The organism is Streptomyces albidoflavus (assembly GCF_000719955.1).
GTDB classification, from domain to species: Bacteria; Actinomycetota; Actinomycetes; order Streptomycetales; family Streptomycetaceae; genus Streptomyces; species Streptomyces albidoflavus.
In genome coordinates, this window is sequence record NZ_JOII01000003.1 from 161,468 (window position 1) to 182,737 (window position 21,270).

Sequence of the window (21,270 nt, forward strand, 5' to 3'; positions counted from 1 at the left end):
CGAACGTGGCGTCGCACACATTGACGGACCCCGCGGACCCCACTACAACCTCCCCTGTCCCCGCAGACGCGGGCCTCGCGCCCCCGTGGCGCCGGGCCGCTCCGGCGGCCCCGGGCCCCCGGCCCGAGACCCCGCGGACACGGTCGGGGATACTTGGGCGGTTGGGGCGGCTTCTCCGCCCCCTTCGCATGAAGCGTCACAGCGAGAAGGGCACGGCCTCGTGGCACGGTTTCGGACCTGGGTAAGCATCGCGCTGGCGGGGGTTCTCGGCGCATCCCTCGCGGGATGCAGCAGTACGGGCGGCAAGCGCGCCGAGGACGCCGCCAAGGCCGAGGCGGCCCAGGGGAGGGCCGCGGTGGACACGCCCCGCTGGACCTTCGCCATGGTCACGCACTCCGGCGACGGCGACACCTTCTGGGACATCGTCCAGAAGGGCGCCCAGCAGGCCGCCGTCAAGGACAACATCAAGTTCCTCTACTCGCACCACGACGAGGCCCAGCAGCAGGCGCAGCTGGTCGACGCCGCCATCGACAAGAAGGTCGACGGGCTGATCGTCACCCTCGCCAAGCCCGGCGCGATGAAGGCCGCCGTCGAGCGGGCCGTGAAGGCCGGCATCCCGGTCGTCACCGTCAACTCCGGCTCCGAGAAGTCCAAGGAGTTCGGCGCGCTGACCCACATCGGGCAGGACGAGGAGATCGCCGGTGAGGCGGTCGGCGAGGAGCTGAACAAGCGCGGCCGCAAGAAGGCCCTCTGCGTCCTGCACGAACAGGGCAACGTCGGCCACGAGCAGCGCTGCGACGGCGTCCGCGAGAGCTTCGACGGCAAGCTGGTCAACCTCTACGTCGACGGCACCAACATGCCCGACACGCAGGCCGCCATCGAGGCCCGGCTCCAGACCGACAAGAGCCTCGACTCCGTGGTGACCCTCGGCGCGCCCTTCGCGGACGCCGCCGTCAAGGCCAAGGAGGGCGCCTCCAGCAAGGCCGAGATCAACACCTTCGACCTCAACGCCAAGGTCGCCCAGGGACTGAAGGACGGCACCCTCGGCTTCTCCGTCGACCAGCAGCCCTACCTCCAGGGGTACGAGGCGGTCGACCTGCTCTGGCTGTACCACTACAACGCGGACGTCCTCGGCGGCGGCCAGCCGGTCCTCACCGGCCCGCAGATCATCACCGAGAAGGACGCCGACGCCCTCGCCGACTACACCAAGCGGGGCACGCGATGAGCGCACCCGCCCCGGCCACCCCCTCCGGGCCGGCGGACGGGCCGGCCGCCGACGAGCGGCTGATCACCCGCTCCCCGCTGAAGAAGCTCCTCGGCCGCCCCGAGCTGGGCGCGGTCGTCGGCGCCGTCGCGGTCTTCCTCTTCTTCACCTTCGCCGCCGACAGCTTCCTCCAGCTCTCCAGCCTCACCACGGTCCTCTACGCCGCCTCGACCATCGGGATCATGGCGGTGCCGGTGGCGCTGCTGATGATCGGCGGGGAGTTCGACCTCTCCACCGGCGTCGCCGTGACCAGCTCGGCGCTGATCTCCTCGATGTTCAGCTACCAGATGACCGCCAACGTCTGGGTCGGCGTCGGCGTCTCCCTGCTGCTCACCCTCGCCGTCGGCCTCTTCAACGGCGTGCTGCTGACCCGGACCAGGCTGCCCAGCTTCATCATCACGCTCGGCACCTTCCTGATGCTGACCGGCCTGAACCTCGGCCTGACCAAGCTCATCAGCGGCACGGTCTCCACCAAGTCGATCGCCGACATGGAGGGCTTCGACTCGGCCCGGGCGGTCTTCGCCTCGACGCTCACCGTCGGCGGCGTCCACATCAAGATCACCGTGCTGTGGTGGATCGCCCTGGTCGCCGTCGCCACCTGGATCCTGCTCCGCACCCGGTACGGCAACTGGATCTTCGCGGCCGGCGGCGACGCCGACGCGGCCCGCGCGGTCGGCGTGCCGGTGCGCGCCACCAAGATCGGCCTGTACCTCGGGGTGGCCCTCGGCGCCTGGATCTCCGGCCAGCACCTGCTCTTCTCCTTCGACGTGGTGCAGTCCGGCGAAGGCGTCGGCAACGAACTCATCTACATCATCGCGGCCGTCATCGGCGGCTGCCTCATCACCGGCGGCTACGGCTCCGCGATCGGCTCCGCCATCGGCGCGCTGATCTTCGGCATGACCAGCAAGGGCATCGTCTACGCCGAGTGGAACCCCGACTGGTTCAAGTTCTTCCTCGGAGCGATGCTGCTGCTGGCGACCCTGCTCAACCACTGGGTCCGCAAGCGGGCGGAGGAGACGGCATGAACGCGCACCCCGAAGCCACGCCCGAGGCCGGGGCCGACTCCGGCGCCCTGGTCGAGCTGGCCGACGTCAGCAAGTACTACGGCAACGTCCGCGCCCTGGAGGACGTCTCGCTGGAGGTCCACCCCGGGGAGATCACCTGCGTCCTCGGTGACAACGGCGCCGGCAAGTCCACCCTCATCAAGATCATCGCGGGGCTCCACCCGCACGACACCGGCACGCTGCGGATCGCCGGTGAGGAGACCTACCTCTCCTCGCCGCGCCAGGCCCTGGACCGGGGCATCGCCACCGTCTACCAGGACCTCGCCGTGGTCCCGCTGATGCCGGTCTGGCGGAACTTCTTCCTCGGCTCCGAGCCGACCACCGGCAAGGGCCCCTTCCGCCGCATGGACGTCCGCTTCATGCGCGAGACCGCCCGCGCCGAGCTGGCCCGGATGGGCATCGACCTGCGCGACGTCGACCAGCCCATCGGCACCCTCTCCGGCGGCGAGCGCCAGTGCGTGGCCATCGCCCGCGCCGTCTACTTCGGCGCCCAGGTCCTCGTCCTGGACGAGCCGACCGCCGCCCTCGGCGTCAAGCAGTCCGGCGTCGTCCTCAAGTACGTCGCCGCCGCCCGCGACGCGGGGCTCGGTGTCGTCCTCATCACGCACAACCCGCACCACGCCTACCTGGTCGGAGACCGCTTCGTCCTGCTCAAGCGGGGCGCCATGGCCGGCAGCCACCTCAAGGGCGACATCGACCTGGACGAGCTGACCCGCCAGATGGCGGGCGGCTCCGACCTGGACGAACTGGGCGAGGCACTGGAGCGCGCCCCCGTCCCCGACCACCTCGGCGGCGGCGCGGCGCGCGGCCCGGAGCCCGGCGGCCGGTGACCCGCACCCCGAGGGGCGCGACCCGGTGAGGGCGCGCCCCCGGGGCGGGCGCGTGTGCGCCGGGCGTGCCCGGTAAGGCAGAATCGTCGCGATGAGCACCTACCGCGACCTCGCACACCGCGGCTCCGCACGGGCCACCGTCCTGCGTACCGTCGGCACGCGGGAGAGGCGGTCCCACCTGACCGCGCCCCGGGTGCCGACCGTCGGCATCGACATCGGCGGCACCAAGGTGATGGCGGGTGTCGTGGACGCCGACGGCACCATCCTCGAACAGCTGCGGGCCGAGACGCCCGACAAGTCGAAGAGCCCCAAGGTCGTCGAGGACACCATCGTCGAACTGGTCCTGGACCTCTCCGACCGGCACGACGTGCACGCCGTCGGCATCGGCGCGGCCGGCTGGGTGGACGCCGACCGCAACCGGGTCCTCTTCGCCCCCCACCTCTCCTGGCGCAACGAGCCGCTGCGCGACCGCCTCTCCGGCCGCCTCGCCGTCCCCGTCATGGTGGACAACGACGCCAACACCGCCGCCTGGGCCGAATGGCGCTTCGGCGCCGGACGCGGCGAGGACCACCTCGTCATGATCACCCTCGGCACCGGCATCGGCGGGGCCATCCTGGAGGACGGCCAGGTCAAGCGCGGCAAGTACGGCGTCGCCGGCGAGTTCGGCCACATGCAGGTCGTCCCCGGCGGCCACCGCTGCCCCTGCGGCAACCGCGGCTGCTGGGAGCAGTACAGCTCCGGCAACGCCCTGGTCCGCGAGGCCCGCGAGCTGGCCGCCGCCGACTCCCCGGTCGCGTACAACCTCATCGACCGCGTCCAGGGCAACGTCCACGACATCACCGGGCCGCTCATCACCCAGCTCGCCCGCGAGGGCGACGCGATGTGCGTGGAGCTGCTCGGGGACATCGGGCAGTGGCTCGGCGTCGGCATCGCCAACCTCGCCGCCGCCCTCGACCCCTCCTGCTTCGTGGTCGGCGGCGGCGTCAGCGCCGCCGACGACCTGCTGATCCTCCCGGCCCGCGACGCCTTCCGCCGCCAGCTCACCGGCCGCGGCTACCGCCCCGAGGCCCGCATCACCCGCGCCCAGCTCGGCCCCGAGGCCGGCATGGTCGGCGCCGCCGACCTGGCCCGCCTGGTCGCCCGCCGCTTCCGCCGCGCCAAGCGCCGCCGCGTCGAGCGGTACGAACGGTACGAGCGGTACGCCCAGGACCGCCGTACCGGCGACGACCAGGCCGCCGTCACCAGCCAGGAGAGCCCGTCATGAGCCTCCCCACCCCCACCGAGCCCAGGCCGGAGCCGGAGGTCGTGCCCGCGCCGCCCACCCGCGAGCGGCGCCGCCGCACGGTACGCAGACGGTGGATCACCGCCATCGTCATCGTGCTGCTCATCGGCGTCCCTGCCGGCTACCTCCTGGTCTCCGCCGGGCAGAGCCGCGACAGCGGACGCGACAAGGAACGCAAGTGGTCGGCGACGGGCCTGACCAGCGGCTGGCCCTCCCAGGTGCAGCGCCGCATCTACCAGGTCCCCCTCCCGGACAACGCCTGGCACGTCGCCTACTACGAGACCAACAACTGGAAGACCAGCCGCCTCTACGTACAGTTCCGCACCACCGAGGACCAGCTGGCCGTCTTCCTCGCCACCTACGGCGCCACCCCCGAGGACCTGCAGCAGGGCAAGATCACGATCAGCGCCCGCAACCAGTCCGTCACGGGCTGGGACTTCGGCGTCTCCGGCCCGTGGTCCAGCCTCACCCACCAGCAGGACGACCCGCTGCCCACCCACAACATCACCGTCACCCGCAGGCCGACCGGCGAGGCCCTGGTCTACCTGGTCGCCACCAGCACGCCGTGAGCCGTTCCGGAGCCCACCGGTGAGCGGGGCAGGCCAGGGGGCCGTGACCTTCCTGCCCGCCGTGCTGCCCCGGCGCGGCCGCCTCGCCTGGTGGTCCCCGGACGGCGGCGCCCCGCCCCGCGACACCGGAGCCACCACCACCCTCACCGTCGCCCGCGCCCGGGGCGCCACCGTGCGCCGCGTCCCCGTGGAGGCCGCCGTCCTCGGCGTCGAGGAGGGCCTCGCCGCCCTGCTCGCCGACCCGGCCCCCGGGGCGTCCGCCGCCTGCTGGCAGGCGGCCGCCCGGCTCGCCCTCGACCTCGTCGCCCGGGGCCGCCTGCTGCCCGGCCTCACCGAGGCCGACGAGGACGCCTGGCGCGCGGGCCCGCTCGACGCCACCGACCTGCTCCGCCTCCGCGACCTGGCCGCCGCCCTGCCGCCCGAAGGGCACCCGGTCGCCCTGGAGGGCCGCTCCCCGCTCCTGGTCCCCGCGCCGGAGGCGCTGCTGCGGGCCTTCCTCGACGCCGTCGCCGACACGCTGCCCCGCACCCCGGCCGCCGCCGACGCCCTCGGCGCGCCCTTCGCCGCCACCGCGCCCCAGCGGCTGCCCGGGGCACGCGGCTGGGCCGCGCTGGCCGCCGCCGGACAGGACGCCGGGGTCAGCCTCTCGCTCCGCCTCGACCTCTCCGCGTACGGCCTCTTCGACCCCGAGGGCGAGGAGGGGCGCCGGGGCGCCGGGGCCGCCGTCCTCCAGGTCCACAGCCTCGCCGACCCCACCCGGATCGCCGACGCCGCCGCCCTCTGGTCGGGCGAGCGGCTGCCCGGCTTCGGCCCGCGCGCCCGGATCGACGCCGCCCTCGCCCTGCGCCGCGCCGCCCGTGTCTGGGCCCCGCTGGAACGCCTCGCCGACCAGCCCGTCCCCGACGTCCTGTCGCTGGACGACGCGGAACTCTCCGACCTGCTCGGGGTGGCCGCCGAGCGGCTGCGCGCCGCCGGGGTCCCCGTGCACTGGCCCAGGGAACTGGCCCGGGAGCTGACCGCCGAGGCCGAGGTGCGCGGCGCGCCCGGCTCCGCCACCGACGGCACCCCCTTCTTCGACGCCGACCGGCTCCTGGAGTTCCGCTGGCAGGTCGCCCTCGGCGGGGAGCGGCTCAGCGAGGCCGAGATGGACGAACTGGCCGAGGCCCACCGGCCCGTGGTGCGGCTGCGCGACCAGTGGGTGGTGGTCGACCCGGAAGTGGTGCGCCGCGCCCGCAAACGCGACCTCGGCCTCCTCGACCCGGTCGACGCCCTCGGCGTGGCCCTCACCGGCACCGCCGAGGTCGACGGCGAACCCGTCCAGGCCGTCCCCGTCGGCGCGCTGGCCGCCCTGCGCGACCGGCTCGCCGCCCCGCCCGGCCGCGTCGAACCGCCGGCCGGGCTCAACGCCACCCTGCGCGACTACCAGCTGCGCGGCCTGGGCTGGCTGGAGCTGATGACCTCGCTCGGCCTCGGCGGCTGCCTCGCCGACGACATGGGCCTCGGCAAGACCGTCACCCTCATCGCCCTCCACCTCAAGCGCGCCGGCACCGGCCCGACCCTGGTGGTCTGCCCCGCCTCCCTGCTCGGCAACTGGGAGCGCGAGATCGCCCGCTTCGCGCCCGGCGTGCCCGTCCGCCGCTACCACGGGCAGGGCCGCAGCCTCGGCGACGTACCGGACGGCTTCGTCCTCACCACCTACGGCACCATGCGCTCCAGCGCCGAGTCGCTCGGCTCCCTGCGCTGGGGCCTGGTCGTCGCCGACGAGGCCCAGCACGTCAAGAACCCGCACTCGGCCACCGCCCAGGCCCTGCGCACCCTCCCGGCCGCCGCCCGGGTCGCCCTCACCGGCACCCCCGTCGAGAACAACCTCTCCGAACTCTGGGCCCTCCTCGACTGGACCACCCCCGGCCTGCTCGGCCCGCTCACCGCCTTCCGCGCCCGGCACGCCCGGCTCGTCGAGTCCGGCGAGGACCCCGAGGCGGCCGAACGGCTGGCCCGGCTGGTGCGGCCCTTCCTGCTGCGCCGCCGCAAGTCCGACCCCGGCATCGTCCCCGAACTGCCGCCGAAGACCGAGACCGACCGGCCGGTGCCGCTCACCCGCGAACAGGCCTCGCTCTACGAGGCGGTGGTCCGCGAGTCGATGGCCGCCATCGAACGCTCCGAGGGCATCGCCCGCCGCGGCCTGGTCCTCAAACTCCTCACCTCCCTCAAACAGATCTGCAACCACCCCGCGCAGTTCCTCAAGGAGAGCCCCGCCCGGCTGGAGGGCCGCTCCGGCAAGCTCGCCCTGCTCGACGAACTCCTCGACACCCTCCTCGCCGAGGACTGCTCGGCCCTGGTCTTCACCCAGTACGTCGGCATGGCCAAGCTCATCGGCGCCCACCTCGCCGCCCGCGCCGTCCCCGCCGAACTCCTCCACGGGGCCACGCCCGTCGCCGAACGCGAGCGCATGGTCGACCGCTTCCAGGAGGGCCGCACCCCCGTCCTCGTCCTCTCCCTCAAGGCCGCCGGGACCGGGCTGAACCTCACCCGTGCCTCCCACGTCTTCCACTACGACCGCTGGTGGAACCCGGCCGTCGAGGAGCAGGCCACCGACCGCGCCTACCGGATCGGGCAGACCCGCCCCGTCCAGGTCCACCGGCTCATCACCGAGGGCACCGTGGAGGACCGCATCGCCGAACTGCTCACCGCCAAGCGGGCCCTGGCCGACGCCGTCCTCGGCTCCGGCGAAGGCGCCCTCACCGAACTCACCGACCGCGAACTGACCGACCTCGTCTCCCTGCGCAGGACCACGTGACGCGCCCCACCGGCGCCCGCGCCCGCGCCTCCGCCGACGGCCTGCGCCGCACCTTCCCCGCCCGCCCGGCCGGCGACACCGCCGCCACCACCTGGTGGGGCCGCGCCTGGGTCACGGCGCTCACCGCCCGGTCCCGCGACGCCGGGCGCCTGGAACGCGGCAGCGACCTGGCCGCGCGTGGCAGCGTCGACGCGGTCACCGTCACCCCGGGCCTGGTCCTCGCCTACGTGCACGGCAGCCGGCCCCGCCCCTACCGGGCGCGGCTGCGGGTCCGCCCGCTCACCGACGACGACTGGGCCCGCCTCCTCGACCACATCGCCGACCACCCGGCCCACCTCGCCGCCCTCCTCGACCGCGAGCTGCCGCCCGCGCTGGCCGAGGGACCGGTACCGCTGCTGCCCGGCGCCGGCGACCTGATCCCCGACTGCACCTGCCCCGACCCGGTCCGCCCGTGCAAGCACGCGGCGGCGCTCTGCCACCGCACCGCCCGCCTCCTCGACCAGGACCCCTTCGTCCTGCTGCTCCTGCGCGGCCGGGGCGAGGACGACCTGATCGACACCCTGACCCGGCTCAGCGTCACCCGCGCCGCCCCTGCTCCGGGCGGGGACGAGGTCACGGACGACGAGGCCGCGGACCCCTACCGTCCGCCGCCGCTGCCCGGCGTCCGCGCCCGCGACGTGCTCGCCGCCGGGTCCCGGCCGCCGGTGCCGCCGCCCCCGCCGGTCCCGGACGGGCCCGCCGCCCCGCCCTCGTACCCCTCCGGCCACGGCGGGCCCGACCCGCTCGCCCTCGACCAGCTCGCCACCCAGGCCGCCGCGCGGGCCCACGCCCTGCTGGCCACCGGGCGCGATCCGCTCACGGGGCTCGGCCACTGGGCCGACGCGGTGCGGATCGCCGCCGCCCGGCCCGGCTCGGGGCTCACCTCGGCCGCCCGCGACCTGTACGCCCGCCTCGCCCGCGCCGCCGGACGGGACGTCACCGACCTGCACCGCGCCGTGGCCGCCTGGCAACTGGGCGGCGAGGCGGGCCTCGTGGCCCTGGAGGAACCCTGGGACCCGCCCGCCGGGCCCTTCGACCGGGCCCGCCCGGCCCTGCTCGCCGCGGGCCATCCGCGCCCGCGCCCCGAACGCAACCGCCTCACCCACCCGGCCGGCGACCGCCAGCTCCGGCTGGGCCGCGACGGCCTCTGGTACGGCTACATCTCCGACCCCGGCCGCGAGGACTGGTGGCCCACGGGGACGCCGGGCCTGGACCCCGTGGCGGTCTTCGGGGCGCTGCCCGGCGGCGGGGCCTGAACCCCGCCACCAGGCAGCCGAGAGGTCAGAAGCGGCTTCCGCGCGAGGGGCCGAAGAACTCGATCTCCGCGATGGCCACCTGCTTCTTCGCGGAGGCGGCGTGGGCCGACTCGATGGTGAAGCGGACCTTGGTCACCTCGCCGACGCGGAAGGGACGGCGCTGACCGCCCGCGCCCTGGTCGAGCGTCATGTCGAGGGTCTTCGTCTTCCCGTCGGCCAGGGTCACCTTCGCCTTGACGCGGTGCGGCAGCGCCGACTCGCGGACCTGCTCGGGGCGGGCGGAGACACCCGGCGTGATGATGACGTCCAGCAGGCGGGTGGGCTCGCTGAACCCGACCTCGATCCACTCGCCCTGGCCCGACTGCGAGACGCCCGGCCCCCACCAGGTGTTGCTCAGCTGGTCGAAGGCGAGCAGCGGCTTGTGCCCGGAGTACGACCGGGACGCCTTGATGGTGTCCGGCGCCACCGGGGCTCGCTTGGCGAAGTGGTCGCGGGTGGCCTGCACCCCGTCGGGGATGTAGACGAAGCCCAGGACGAGCAGGGCCAGGGCGACGGCCGCGCCGATCCAGGTGGCGATGCGGTCGAAGACCCGGCGCAGCGGCGGCCGGTCGCCCGCCCACGGCGTCTCCTGCCGCCGGCCGCCGAAGAGGCGGCGCCACCACGGGCGGGGACCCGGCTCGCGCTCCTCGTGGTCGGCGAGGCGCATGGCGCAGTGGCCGCAGAAGTGGCGGTCGGGGTGGTTGGCCGTACCGCACCAGGGGCAGGGCGGTCCTCCGGCGGGCTCCTCGCGGTAGAGCGGGGCACGTACCTGCGGCCGGTCGGCGTCGGGCCGCCCGGGCAGCACCGGGGTGACGACGCGGGTGGCGGCCGGAGCGGGCTCCGGGTCCGCGACCGGGACCAGGAGCGAACGGGCCCGCTCGGCACCGGGGTCGGGGGCCTGCTCGTCGCCGCCGGTCCGGGGTACGGGGACGGTCTCGGCCTCGTCGGAGGCGTTCTCGGTGCCGCTCGCCGGGGACGGCTCGGGGGTCTCCCCGGCGGCCGGTGCCGCCGGGGTGGCGGGCCGGTCCGGGCCGGTGGAGGTGCCGAGGGCCGTCCGGCCGGGGGCCAGGCCCGTGCCGCCGGGGCCGGGCCGGTCGAAGGCGTCCCAGTCGGCGGGGGTGGAGGCGGAGCCGCCGTCCGTGGAGGCGGACGTGGCGGCGGGGGCGGCGGCCGGGGCCGCCGCGGTGGCGCGGGGGGCGGCGCCGCGTGCCGGGTCCCAGCTCAGGACCGCGCCGCAGGCGTCACAGAAGGACTGGCCCGGTTCCGCGCGGGTCCCGCACTCGGCGCAGTTCTTGGTGGTCATCGCTCCGATGTCCTTTCGGCGGCGGTCACTTCGACCGTGTAGGGCATGTGGGCCGGGCGCGCCGCCGCGACGAGGGCGTCGAGGCGGTGGGTGTCGGCCGGGGTGGGGTCGGGCAGCCGGAGCGCGACGTGCAGCGCCGGCCGGGCAGGACCGGGGAAGGGGCCCAGCGGGCGGGCGCTCCACGCCGCACCGCCGGACTCGGTGATCTCCGGCGTGGCGCCGAACGCGAGGTGCACGGTCTCCGCCAGCCCCTGCCGGGTCCCCCGGATCCGGTGCAGGCGGGCGGTGGCGGCGACGATGGCGCGCAGCCGGGGATCAGGCTCGGTGCCGTCGGTCTCGGCGCCGATCCAGGTGCCGAGCCAGCGGGCGAAGTCGGCGGGCGTCAGCGCCGGGTCGAAGTAACTGTCCAGGCAGTCCAGGGTGTTGAGGATGGGCGCGAGGACCTCGTCGAGCCCGGCGACGAAGCGCTGGGCCAGGTCGTCGTCGGCGAAGACCGCGGGCAGCATCGCCGCGAGGGGCGCGGAGGACTCCAGCCCGTCGACCGAACCCCGGGCGCTCACGGGGTGTCCCCGACGACCCGGACCCGGTGGTCGTAGGAGAAGACCAGCGCGGGTGCCTCCAGGTCGATGCGGTCGGTGGGGTCGCCGCGCTTGCCGGTCAGCGGGTCGGCCGGGTGCAGCACGACTTCGTCGACGAGTTCGACGCCGGGGACGCGTTGCAGCACCGCGAAGACCTCCCCGGCCTGCACCGGGCGGCCGAAGGGCCAGCCCCGTCCGTCGGCGCCGCCGGTGAGCGGGTCGAGGTGGCGGTAGAGGGCGTCGTGGGCCTGACGGCGTACCCGGTCGGTGTCGACGGCGCGGAAGGCGTGCACCGTGGCGACCACCGTGACGCCCTGGTAGAAGGGCGGGCCGACGGCGAGCCGGGTGCCGATCAGGCGGCGCTCGTCGAGCTGGCGGGTGATGCGGTCCAGCAGGGCGTCACCGGGGACCAGTTGCTCGAAACGCAGCCGCCCGCCGGGGTCGGGGACGGCCTGCGGGACGACCAGGACCCGCACCGCGTACGCCCCGTGTTCGCCCTCCTCGCCCTCCAGGCAGGTGATCCGGGCCGTCTCGGGGGCGGCGCGGCGGGCCAGTTCCTCGTAGTCCCGCAGGGTGACGGCGCGTTCCTGGGCGCGCAGGGTGATGGGGGCCCGCAGTTTGGCCTCCTCCACCGTCTCGCCGTCGACCCCGCCGCGCGCCGCCTCCCGGTTGACGACCTCCCCGACGTAGGGGATGGAGGTGCGCAGGACCTGGACGGCGTGGCGGGCGACGTTGCCGGCGCGGCCGCCGCCGGTGCGGTAGCGGCGGGCCCGGATGACGGCGCCCTTGGGCGGGACGGCGCCGTACTGGCGCAGGGTGCCGTCGCTCTCGCGGACCGAGGGGCCGAAGGCGATCTCGCCGGTGGCGCCGTCCAGGGTGATGTGCGGGTCGTCGGGGCGGGAGGAGGCGAAGTGCGGGACGACCTCCCAGTCGTGCCACCCCTCGTGCGTGGCGGTCTGGAGCAGCACGGGCGGGGAGTCCGCGACGACCGGGGCGTGGGCCAGGCGCAGCCGCTGGCCGGGCAGGCCGGTGGACTCGCCGAGCGCCTCGTCGCGCACGGTCTCGGCGTGCACGGCGCGGGTGGTGCCGCCGACCGTGTACGCCTCGGCGGAGCGGATGGTGGGGGAGGTGGTGTAGAAGGGCTGGCCGGTCAGCGGCTCGGTGACCCGGCAGCGCACCCAGCCGGCCTCGTGGCCGCCGTTGCGGGAGAGGACGTGGCCCTCGGGCAGGTGGAGCACGATGTCGCCGGGGCGGTTGAGGCCGCCGGTGCCGTCCCGGTCGACCTCGCAGGGCTGCCAGCCGTCCTCCGTCCACGCCTCCCAGGAGAGCGGGGGCTGGCGCGGGTCGACGCCGACACCGTCGACGCGGCTGTCCAGTTCGAGGGCGAGGGCGCAGCGCGGGGCGGCGGCGGTGAGGCCGATCAGCATGCAGTCGCCTGGTTCCGGTGCCTCGGAGAAGCACAGCAGGTCCTTGCCCTCGGCCAGTTCGGTGGTGCGGTCGGTGACCGGGCCGCCCTGGCGCTGCACCACGAGATGGCTGAGAGCGGTCGGCACGATGTCCAGCCCGCGCTCGGTGGCGAAGACCACGGCCTCGTCCCGCTCGGTACGGGCGGTGGCGACCTCGGTGCCGACCGCCACCGCCACCGTCTCCTCCTGCGGCGCCGAGAGCCAGAAGGTCACCTCGGTACGGGCGGCCGACGGCGGGAACAGGGTGATGCCGACCAGGTCGAGGAAGGCCAGGTGGTTCTTGTCCGGGACCCGGTTGAGCCGGTAGACGATCTGGTCGGCCATGTGGGCGACGGTCTCGACGAGGGTGACGCCGGGGTCGGAGACGTTGTGGTCGGTCCACTCGGGCGCCCGCTGCTGGATGTAGCGCTTGGCGTCGTCCACGAACTGCTGGAAGCGGCGGTCGTCGAGGTTGGGGGAGGGCAGGGACATCAGCGTTCGCTTTCGGGGAGGGTCCCGGGGCCGTTCGGGCCGGCGGCGCCGCCGGGCGTGCCCGGCTCGTCGTGGGAGGGGATGACGTAGAAGGGGAAGACGAGGCTGCGCGGGTTGTTGGTGCCGCGGATGGCGTAGCGGACGTCGATGAAGAGCACGCTGCGGTCGTGGCCCGCGGTGACCTCCACGTCGTGCACCTCGATCCGCGGCTCCCACCGGTCCAGGCTGGTCAGCACCTCGTGCTGGATGCGCCCGGCGGTCTGCTCGTTGACCGGCGCGAAGACGAGGTCGTGGATGGCGCAGCCGAACTCCGGGCGCATCGGCCGCTCGCCGGGCGCGGTGGCGAGGACCAGCCGGATCGACTCCTCGATCTCGCGCTCGCCGCTGACCAGGGCGATGCCGCCGGTGGGGCCGATCCGTAGGGGGAAGGCCCAGCCGGAGCCCACGAACTGTTCGGACATCAGGACTTCCCGTTGCTGAGGCGGTGGGGCAGGGGGCGGCGGTCGTGGGGGCGGTCCGTCACAGCGGCACCGGTTTCCCGTTGATGGTGACCACGCCCATGAGCGGGATGTTGATCGCCCGCATGCCGACGCTGGCCACCGAGTTGATCTGGACCGTCCCGATGGCGTTGAGCAGGGCGGTGCCGCTCGCCTGGAGGTTGAGGACGCCGGTCGCGTTGACGTTGAAGCCGCCGGCCAGCGTCCGCAGGTTGGTGGCGCCCCGGCTCTGCATGTTGATGATCCCGCCGCTCTTGAGGGTGAGCTTGCGGCGGGCGCTCAGGGTGAGGTCGGTCCCCGCCTCGACGGAGACGGACTTGCCGCCCTTGATGGTGACGTCCCCGTCGCTGTCGACGGTGATCTCGGTGTTGGTGCGGTCGAGGTTGACGGTCAGCCGGCCGTCCCCGGAGGCGACCCGCACGCCCTGCTTTCCGCCCGAGCGCTGGCTGAGCAGGTCGACGCGGTTGCCCTGGCGGTCGGAGAGGGTGTGCCGGGTGGCCTGCTTGCGCAGCCCGTCGTGGAGCGGCACGTCCGGGACGCGGGTCGGCAGGTCGACGCCGTTGTACAGCCCGCCGATGACGAAGGGGTGGTCGAGCGCGCCCCGGTCGAAGGCGACCAGCACCTCGTCGCCGACGTCCATCGGGAAGATCCCGCCGCCGCTCTTCCCGCCGAGCTGCACGCACCGCGTCCAGTCGCTGACGTACGCGTCGTTCAGCCAGGGGAAGGTGAGCTTGACCCTGCCCTGGCGCAGCGGGTCCTGCACGTCGGTGACGACGGCGTTGGCGACGCTGGGCAGCCGGGAGGCGCCGCCGCCCGCCTCACTGCCGCCCGAGGCCAGCCCGTACAGCGAGCGCCACTGGCGGCCGCTGACGGTCACCCAGGACTCGTAGTGCCTGCCGTCGCCGAAGACGTGCCGTACCGAGGTCACCGTGTACTTGCCCTCGAAGGGCTCGCCCACGTCGGAGAGGGCCACCGGGACGCCGGGCCGCAGCTCGGGGTTGCCACGCGCGGCCACCTCCAGCTCCGCGAAGGAGGAGGTGACGTCGGTGGCGAGGGCCTCGGCGGCGTGCTGCACCTCGGACTGCTTGTCGTACGGCGAGGCGGTCTCCACCAGCGTCGCGGACTTGAAGGAGCGGGCGATCTCGCCGGGGGTGACGCCGATGCTGATGCCCGGGTCGGTGGTGAGGGTCTTGACCTCGGTGATCTTCTTCTTCGTGGTGACGTTCCAGCCGCGTGTCTCCACCTTGTTGACCTGGTCGGCGGCGGTGACGGCGGCCCGCAGCCGCAGGATGTCGTGGCCGCCCTGGAGCACGAACGGGCTCTTGTCGCCGTCCGTGCCCGGCGAGGGCGCCCCGGAGGACGCCTTGGGCTTCACGAACTGGAACTTGCCCTTCGCGTCCAGCGACATCACCGACTCGTTCTCGTCGGCGAGGCGCGAGAGGAAGTCCCAGTCGCTGATGTTGGGCTGGCTGATGAACTCGTAGAGCGCCGGGGTGGACTGGATGCGCCCGATCGGCACGCCCGCCTTCGCGGCCAGCCTGCGGGCGATGTCGGAGGCGGTCTGGTTGCGGTACGCGGAGACCCGGCGGCGGCGCATCAGGCGGTGCCCGAAGTCGTAGCCGCGTACGACGGCGAAGCTGCCGGTGCCGTCGTAGTCCGCCTCCAGGCCGGTGACCTCGCCGGTGAGCAGCGGATCGCCGAGCCCCTCGCCGTCGGCGACCGGGGTCAGCACCACCTCGGTGCCGAACTTCACCCCCAGCTCCCCGAGGACGATCCGGTACGGGTCGCGGAAGGTCAGCCGGAAGGCGGCGGGCACGCCCGCGCCCTGGTCGACCCAGCCCTCCACCAGCAGCGGGGCGATGTCCTTCGGAAGCTCGGCCCCGCCGATCGAGACCTGGATGACGCTGGAGAAAGCGGTCCGCACCATCAGCGCCGCACCTCCTCGGCGGCGGGCAGCACCAGTTCGGTGCCGGAGCGCAGCCGCGAGGGGTCGTCGATGTTGTTGGCCTCGGCGATGGCCCGCCAGGCCGAGGCTTCCCCGTACTCCCGCCACGCCAGCGACTGGAGGGTGTCGCCCGCGACCACGCGGTGCACCCGCTGCGCGGTGAGCGCCCCCGAGGTCGGGTTCTGGCCCTTGGTCTTCGAGGGGATCTCGTGCAGCCGCATCTGGCAGGTCGCGCGGATCGGCACCCCAGTGGTCCCGAAGAGCGTGTAGGACGCCTCGACCGAGGAGACGTACGCCGTGAACCGGGCCGTGGAGAACGCCCCCCACTCGAAGACCACCCACGGCGGCGACGGCTGTTTCGCCGCGATGCTGCGGGCCGTCGTCTCGCAACAGCCCAGCAGCGCCTCCACCTTCTTCAGGACGGTGTTGCCGGTCGGCTCGCCCGAGGAGTCGAGGAACACCTCCACGGTCATCTCGCGCGGCTCGGGGCCCAGGAACTCCGGCTTGCTGCCCTTGCGCACCGCCGGGCTCGGGGTGAACTTCCAGTTGGCGCCGCGGCTGATGGTGAGCTGCGCCGGGTTGAAGTCGAAGTGGAACGTCCGGATGAGCCCGCCCGGCGTGGTGCTCTTGCCGCGCGGCGGTTCGTGGATGGAGAGGGAGGCGCGTACCAGGCTCTTGCCCGCGCCCTTGCTGCTCTTGGCCATGGGGTCCTTCTCTGCGGTCCGTCAGGTGGTGCGGTTGCGGACCGCGCGTCAGTCGGTGAAGCCGTGGTGGGCGATCTCCAGGACCTCCGTGGCGACCGCCGGGCTGGCCGGGTCCAGGGAGGGCCCCTGCCAGCTGACCGGCAGGACGTCGATCAGCCCCCAGCGCGCCACCTCGGAGCCGTCCGCGCGCAGCGCCGCGATCTGCGCGGTGGGCCGTTTGATCCCGGTCTGCACGGAGGAGATCCACTTGGCGACCTTGGTGGTGTCCGGGGTGAGCGGACGGGTCAGCCGGATCGTGGAGAAGGTGACGCGGGTCGGCAGCGTCCACACGAAGCCGTTGCTGCCGCCCTCCTGCCGGTGCTCGACCTCGACCTGGGAGGACAGGCCGTCGCAGCCGTTGAAGTAGCCGAGGCTCTCCCCGTCGATGGTGAGGGTGAACCAGATCGTCGAACCCGGGTCCTGACGCGGCATCGGTACGGCGCCCTTTCTCTCGTGTCGCCGCCCGCCGCCGGAGCGTGCGGGCGGCCGGTCGGTGGTCGGCCGGTCCTCTCGGGGCGGTCGGCCCGGTCAGCCCCGGGGGTCCCGGAGCCGACCGATCCGCTCCCGGTCCATCCGCAGTTCGGTACGGACCAGCCGGGTGACGCGGCCGATGATCCGGTGCACCAGCTCGTCGAGCTGGAAGTCGGTCAGCTCCCTCGGGTCCATCCCGCCCTGGGCCACCGCGCTGTACGCGGGCGGCTCCTCGCCGGCCGAGGACGACCCCCCGGAGCCGCCCGGCGTGTACGGCGGCGGAGCACCGGACGCCGACGCGCTGTAGGCCGGCGGCGGCTCGTAGGGAGGCGGCGGCCCGGCAGGCGCCGGGGCGGGCCGCGACCGGCTCAACGAGGCCGCCACCGCTGCCGCCGCCGAGGCCGCGAGCGCCCCCGTGGTACGGCCCGGGACACGCTGCACGGTCGGCTCGGCCGGCGCCGGGGCCGGCGTCGGCCGGACGAGCGGCGTGACCGGCGGCGCCGGGGGAGGCGTGAGCGGGGCGACGCTCGGCGTGGGCCCGGCCACGGGCGCCGCGACGGGCGCGGGCCGCCGCAGCGGTACGACCGGCGGAGCGGTCCGGGCGGAAGCCACGGCCGCCCGCTGGACGGGCGGAAGCAGCGCGGCGGACGGCGGCCGGGGCGCGTCTGCCCCGGACGCGGGCGGCGGAACGTGCCCCGGGGCGGCCGGCTGCGGACTCGCGGCGATGCCCGGCGGAGTCGGCGCGGGCGCGGGCGCAGGCGTGGGAGTGGGTCCGGGCGCGGGCAGCGGGGCGGGTGCGTGCGGCCGCTTGGCGACCGGTACGGGCGCCACCGCCCGCTGCACCGTCGGAGACGCGGGAGCGGACCCTCGGGCGGCGAGCGGAGTGGTGCCCGCCGGGGGGCTGTTGAGCGGGGCGCCGATCGGGGAGCGGCGGCGTGCGGGGGTGGGGCTGGGACCTGAGGGGAGGCTGGAGGCCGAATCCGGAGCAGGAGCAGGAGCCTGCACCGAGGCCGGGGCCGGCGCGGAGGCCGGGCGGGAGGCCGGCGCGGCCGAAGGGGCATCCGGTGCTTTCGCGACAGGCTTGGAGGCCACCGGCCTGGAGGTCACCGGCTCGGACGTGACCGGCTTGGAGGAGACCGGCTTGGAGGAGACGGGGGCGCCGAGGCCGGACCGGGCTCGCTGGACCGGGGGAGCGGACGCAGGGTGAGGCGCACCGGCAGCGCGGCCCGCCGAGACCGAGGGCGGTACCGGGCCTGCACCGGAAGGCAGTGGAGCACCGGGCGTACGCGGTGCCTGCTCCGGCGAGGGCGCGGGGAGCGGCGAAGTACCGGGAGCCGGTGAACTGCCGTCGCCTCGGCGGGACTCCGTCGCGGGCGTCCTCGTCTGCCCGGCGCGGTCCGCCGGTGCCTGGCTCGCGGACGAGGGGGCCGCCTTGCGCTGGACGGGCGCGGTCGCGCCGGTCGCGGGGGGCGCGGCCGGGGGACGCGCGGCGCCCGCCGCGCCGGAAGGCCGGTCCGGGCGGGACGACCCGAAGCCTTCGGTGCCCTTACGGGGCGCCGGGGCCTGACTCGGTGAAGTCGCTGAACCCGCCCGGGTGTTGTGCGCCGGGGGAGCTTCGGCTCCGGCACGCCCGGCGGCCCTTTCCGGCGCCGGTCGGCTCGGGCCGGTGGAGGGCGACGGGGCTGAGGACGAGGGGACCGAACCGCTCGACGAGGGAGAGCCGGACGTGGTGGCGGCCCTGCTCACCGGAGCGGGCCCGGAGGGCGTGGCAGGCGGGGTGGGAGGCGCGGGCCGGGACGAGGGCCCGGAGCCGGACGGCGCGACCGGCTCTGCGGGGCTGCCGGACCTCGCAGGCGAGGCGTGCCCGGTCGGGGAGGAGCCGGCCGTCGGCGAGGCGCCCCCCGGCGCCCCGCCGACCGGGCCCGACCCTCTGGCCGAGTTCTTGGCGGTGGCCCGCTGGACGGGCAGGTCCGGCTGCGACTGTGCGGGGGTGCGCCCGGCCGGGGGCGCGGAGTCGGGACGTACGGCCGGAGCGGGCGCGGGAGAGGGGGCGGGAGAAGGGGTGGCGGATTCCGTGCTGTTGCCGGTTCCGGGCACCGTCGGGGCGCTTGCGGGCCGCTGATTCCCGGCAGCCGGTGCGGGCGTGGCCGGTCGTTCCTGGCGGGAGACGGCACGCTGGACCGGGGCACCGCCCGGCGTGCTGCCGCCGGTGGGCCTCGCGGACGGACGCGCGGGAGCACTCGCGGCGCCGGAGACCGGGGCGGCATCGGCGGCCGCCCTGGTCTCCGGCGCCTGTCCCTGGCGGGGGCGCTCGGGCTGCGGTGCCGGTGCTGCCGGGGGCGGGGGAGTGGGGGCACCCGTGGTCGCGGTCGGCCGAGCCGGGACTCCCGAAGGTCCTTCGGCCCGGCCTGCGGGGGCGCGGGTCGCTTTGTCGGTACGGGCGACCGGGGCAGGTGCGTGACTACTGATCGATGTGTCGACAACTGGCGTGTCGGCAGGCTTGCCTGCCGCGCCGGCCCGGGGCGCGGTGGCCCGCTGGACGGGGGCCTGCGGCGACGGGCTGCCGGTGGGGCGGGGCGACGCGGAGGGGGTCTTCCGGCTGTCCGCGGGAGCTTGCGCCGGGGCGCTTCCTCGCTGAGCGGGGCCTGACGGCGGCCGCCGGTCACCCGCGGGCCGCCCCGCGTCAGGCGCGGGCTGTCCTGGGGAGGGCTCCGGGCCGGGGGCGTGTTCGCCGCCGGTGTGTGCTCCCGCCCCGGACGGGGTCGCCGTCCGGGGCGGGGCGCTCGGGGTGGCGGAGCGGGCAGCGGGCAGGGCGCGCCGCTGCACCTGCCCCGCGCGGGACGGGGCCTGAGTCAGCGACTGCCGGGGCGCGGCCGGCTCCGACGGGACCGGTGTCACGCGCGGCCCCTGCGGACCACGCGGAGCCCGGGCGGACGGGCTCGCCGCCGGGGTTGCCGCCGGAGCCGCCGAGGGTGCCCCGCGCGGAACCGTCCGCTGGACCGGCGGAGCCGGCTCCCGGCGTGCGGCGGGACGTTCGGCCGCCCGCGCGCCCGGCGAGGGGCGCACCGGGGCGGGGCTGCCGGAGCCCGGCGCGGACGCCGTCCCGGGCAGCGCGCGCAGCGGTGCCGCCGGCGGCCTCGGGGCCGGGGTGCCGGCCGCCGGGGCGGCGGTCGGCATGGGTCCGGCGGGCCGTTCCATCCCCGTCACGGGCGTCCCGGAGGTGCCGAGCGCGCCCGGGAGCAGGCCCGCGCCGGCCGCCGGGTTCAGCACGGCCGGGGAGGCCGTCGCGGTGAAGGACGGGTTCTGCCAGGTCGGCAGGGTGCCGCCGAAGGCGTTGTCCGCCACCCCCGCGCCTCCGGCACGCGCGGCGAGCTGGACCGGCGGCAGCCCGGACCACGAGGGCACCACGGGCGCGGGCGCCGGGGACGCCTCCGCCACCGGCCCCGACGGCACCGCCGGCGCGGGGCCGGCGGAGTCCGCGCCGGGAGTCTCCGGCGTACCGCCCCTGCGTCCCCGCAGCCGCTCCAGGAATCCCACCGCTCAGCCCTCCGCCCGCGTCACCAGGGACGCGATCTGATCCGTGTACCGGCGGCGGTCGTGGTGTTCGAGGTCCAGGATCGCCTCCAGACCCCAGTGGAAGTGGAAGGCGACGTACGCGATCTCCTCGTGCAGCCGGTCGGTCGCGTACGTCACGATTCCCCCAGGCGGCTCCCGCCGAGTTCCACCTCGAACGGCTCGGAGCAGTGCGGGCACCGGACCCCGGCCCGGGTGTGGCCCTCCGCGTTGATCTGCCGGTAGAAGTCCTGGAGGAACGCCAGGTCGGAGGCGAACATGTTCTCCACGATCCCGTCGTGCACCATCGGCAGCTCGCCGAGCCGGGTGATGACCCGGCCCAGCAGCACCACCGAGAGGTACGCCGGGTTCTCCTGGACGCGTACGTCGCGCAGCGGGACCAGTTCGTCCCGTGCCGTCGACAGGCGCATCACCCCGTCCCGGTGGACGGTGCCCGACTCGTCGACGTACCCGCGCGGCAGCTCGAAGGGGAACTCCGTGCGCAGCCGCTCCCGCTGCTCCGGTGCCGGAGCCTCGGGGGGCGCGGGTGCGGCGGCAGGAGCGGGACGGGGGAGATCCGCTCCTGCCGCCGCGGCCGAGGGGGCGGCGCCGGGAGCCGCGGCGGCCGTGCGCCGCATTACTCGATGACCAGTTCTTCGAAGACGATGGTCACGGACTCGGTCAGCGCGGCGGCCTCGCCCGCCTTCACCGTGCTGGTGTCGATCTTGCTGCACCAGGCGTTGCGCAGGTTGTAGCGCTTCACCGGGTTGTCCTCGAAGTCCATCATGATGATCGAGGCGTTCTTGCGGGCCGTGGCCATCCGGCCGTTGATCGAGTCGTTGATCCACTGCGTGAACGACGCCGACTGGGTCATGCCGCGCACCACCGTGCACTGGCCGTCCTTCTGCGTGCCCGGCAGCAGCGAGACCCCGGCCTTGCCCGTCGCGCCGTTGTTCTGCTGGTACTTGATGACGTCCTGTTCGAGGGTGAGGCCGCTGACCTCGGCGAGGTACTCGACCATCACCCCGTCGATCTGGAGGCCGAAATTGTGTGAGGTGAGGGCGTCACCCGGCTGGAGACTCATCTGTTCGCTGTCCTTCGGGA

At 75.1% G+C, this 21,270-nt stretch carries 20 protein-coding genes; 9 read left to right on the plus strand and 11 right to left on the minus strand.

All coding sequences use genetic code 11. The features are described 5' to 3' along the window. Positions 1–220: 220 nt before the first annotated feature. The 7 genes from IF45_RS0104110 (at position 221) to IF45_RS0104140 (ending at position 9,101) form a co-directional block, all read left to right on the plus strand. On the plus strand, positions 221–1,225 hold the full coding sequence (locus IF45_RS0104110) for a sugar ABC transporter substrate-binding protein (RefSeq protein ID WP_003951792.1): 1,005 nt from the start codon (positions 221–223) through the stop codon (positions 1,223–1,225). Beyond that, on the plus strand, positions 1,222–2,289 hold the full coding sequence (locus IF45_RS0104115) for an ABC transporter permease (protein WP_003951793.1): 1,068 nt from the start codon (positions 1,222–1,224) through the stop codon (positions 2,287–2,289). The genes IF45_RS0104110 and IF45_RS0104115 overlap by 4 nt, the downstream gene beginning before the upstream one ends. Beyond that, the gene (locus IF45_RS0104120) at positions 2,286–3,158 is read left to right on the plus strand and encodes an ATP-binding cassette domain-containing protein (protein WP_030305529.1); all 873 of its coding nucleotides are present in this window, start codon (positions 2,286–2,288) and stop codon (positions 3,156–3,158) included. The genes IF45_RS0104115 and IF45_RS0104120 overlap by 4 nt, the downstream gene beginning before the upstream one ends. A 91-nt stretch (positions 3,159–3,249) precedes the next feature. Next, positions 3,250–4,422: an ROK family glucokinase gene (locus IF45_RS0104125; protein ID WP_003951796.1), complete on the plus strand. Its 1,173-nt coding sequence runs from the start codon at positions 3,250–3,252 to the stop codon at positions 4,420–4,422. Next, a complete protein-coding gene (locus IF45_RS0104130; RefSeq protein WP_018893177.1) occupies positions 4,419–5,009 on the plus strand; it encodes a hypothetical protein in 591 nt (196 codons plus the stop codon). The genes IF45_RS0104125 and IF45_RS0104130 overlap by 4 nt, the downstream gene beginning before the upstream one ends. A gap of 43 nt (positions 5,010–5,052) precedes the next feature. After that, positions 5,053–7,806: an SCO1167/SCO6262 family helicase gene (locus IF45_RS0104135; RefSeq protein ID WP_030305530.1), complete on the plus strand. Its 2,754-nt coding sequence runs from the start codon at positions 5,053–5,055 to the stop codon at positions 7,804–7,806. Continuing rightward, the gene (locus IF45_RS0104140; RefSeq protein ID WP_030305531.1) at positions 7,803–9,101 is read left to right on the plus strand and encodes an SWIM zinc finger family protein; all 1,299 of its coding nucleotides are present in this window, start codon (positions 7,803–7,805) and stop codon (positions 9,099–9,101) included. Before IF45_RS0104135 ends, IF45_RS0104140 begins: the two co-directional genes overlap by 4 nt. Positions 9,102–9,126: 25 nt before the next feature. Here IF45_RS0104140 and IF45_RS0104145 read toward each other — a convergent pair whose 3' ends face one another. The 8 genes from IF45_RS0104145 to IF45_RS33095 form a co-directional block, all read right to left on the minus strand. Continuing rightward, entirely contained in the window at positions 9,127–10,443 is a 1,317-nt protein-coding gene (locus tag IF45_RS0104145; RefSeq protein ID WP_030305532.1) for an NADase-type glycan-binding domain-containing protein, read from the minus strand. Next, a complete protein-coding gene (locus IF45_RS0104150; RefSeq protein ID WP_030305533.1) occupies positions 10,440–11,003 on the minus strand; it encodes a phage tail protein in 564 nt (187 codons plus the stop codon). Before IF45_RS0104150 ends, IF45_RS0104145 begins: the two co-directional genes overlap by 4 nt. Then, complete coding sequence (locus tag IF45_RS0104155; RefSeq protein ID WP_030305534.1) at positions 11,000–12,958, minus strand: putative baseplate assembly protein; 1,959 nt, start codon at positions 12,956–12,958, stop codon at positions 11,000–11,002. The genes IF45_RS0104150 and IF45_RS0104155 overlap by 4 nt, the downstream gene beginning before the upstream one ends. Next, positions 12,958–13,419 carry a GPW/gp25 family protein gene (locus IF45_RS0104160; RefSeq protein WP_003951807.1) on the minus strand — a complete coding sequence of 154 codons (462 nt, stop codon included), beginning with the start codon at positions 13,417–13,419 and terminating at the stop codon, positions 12,958–12,960. Before IF45_RS0104160 ends, IF45_RS0104155 begins: the two co-directional genes overlap by 1 nt. A gap of 58 nt (positions 13,420–13,477) precedes the next feature. After that, positions 13,478–15,382 carry a VgrG-related protein gene (locus IF45_RS0104165; protein ID WP_008411668.1) on the minus strand — a complete coding sequence of 635 codons (1,905 nt, stop codon included), beginning with the start codon at positions 15,380–15,382 and terminating at the stop codon, positions 13,478–13,480. Beyond that, positions 15,382–16,104, minus strand: a complete 723-nt coding sequence (locus IF45_RS0104170; RefSeq protein ID WP_003951809.1) for a CIS tube protein — start codon at positions 16,102–16,104, stop codon at positions 15,382–15,384. Before IF45_RS0104170 ends, IF45_RS0104165 begins: the two co-directional genes overlap by 1 nt. 48 nt (positions 16,105–16,152) lie before the next feature. After that, a complete protein-coding gene (locus tag IF45_RS0104175) occupies positions 16,153–16,575 on the minus strand; it encodes a phage tail protein (RefSeq protein ID WP_003951810.1) in 423 nt (140 codons plus the stop codon). Between the two features lie 96 nt (positions 16,576–16,671). Further along, positions 16,672–17,055, minus strand: a complete 384-nt coding sequence (locus IF45_RS33095) for a hypothetical protein (RefSeq protein ID WP_129854188.1) — start codon at positions 17,053–17,055, stop codon at positions 16,672–16,674. Positions 17,056–18,280: 1,225 nt separating this feature from the next. On the opposite strand from IF45_RS33095, the gene IF45_RS0104195 reads away from it, so the two are divergent. Both IF45_RS0104195 and IF45_RS0104200 read left to right on the plus strand, forming a co-directional pair. Continuing rightward, entirely contained in the window at positions 18,281–18,736 is a 456-nt protein-coding gene (locus tag IF45_RS0104195; RefSeq protein ID WP_030305539.1) for a hypothetical protein, read from the plus strand. 1,098 nt (positions 18,737–19,834) lie between these two features. After that, a complete protein-coding gene (locus IF45_RS0104200) occupies positions 19,835–20,191 on the plus strand; it encodes a hypothetical protein (RefSeq protein WP_129805348.1) in 357 nt (118 codons plus the stop codon). On the opposite strand, the gene IF45_RS33230 is transcribed toward IF45_RS0104200, so the two are convergent. From IF45_RS33230 to IF45_RS0104215, 3 genes are read right to left on the minus strand one after another with little or no spacing between them, the layout of a single operon-like run. Then, positions 20,155–20,307 carry a DUF6760 family protein gene (locus tag IF45_RS33230; protein ID WP_008413748.1) on the minus strand — a complete coding sequence of 51 codons (153 nt, stop codon included), beginning with the start codon at positions 20,305–20,307 and terminating at the stop codon, positions 20,155–20,157. The genes IF45_RS0104200 and IF45_RS33230 overlap by 37 nt on opposite strands. Further along, a complete protein-coding gene (locus IF45_RS0104210) occupies positions 20,304–20,804 on the minus strand; it encodes a hypothetical protein (RefSeq protein ID WP_003951815.1) in 501 nt (166 codons plus the stop codon). Before IF45_RS0104210 ends, IF45_RS33230 begins: the two co-directional genes overlap by 4 nt. Continuing rightward, positions 20,804–21,250: a phage tail protein gene (locus IF45_RS0104215; RefSeq protein WP_003951816.1), complete on the minus strand. Its 447-nt coding sequence runs from the start codon at positions 21,248–21,250 to the stop codon at positions 20,804–20,806. The genes IF45_RS0104210 and IF45_RS0104215 overlap by 1 nt, the downstream gene beginning before the upstream one ends. Positions 21,251–21,270: the final 20 nt, after the last annotated feature.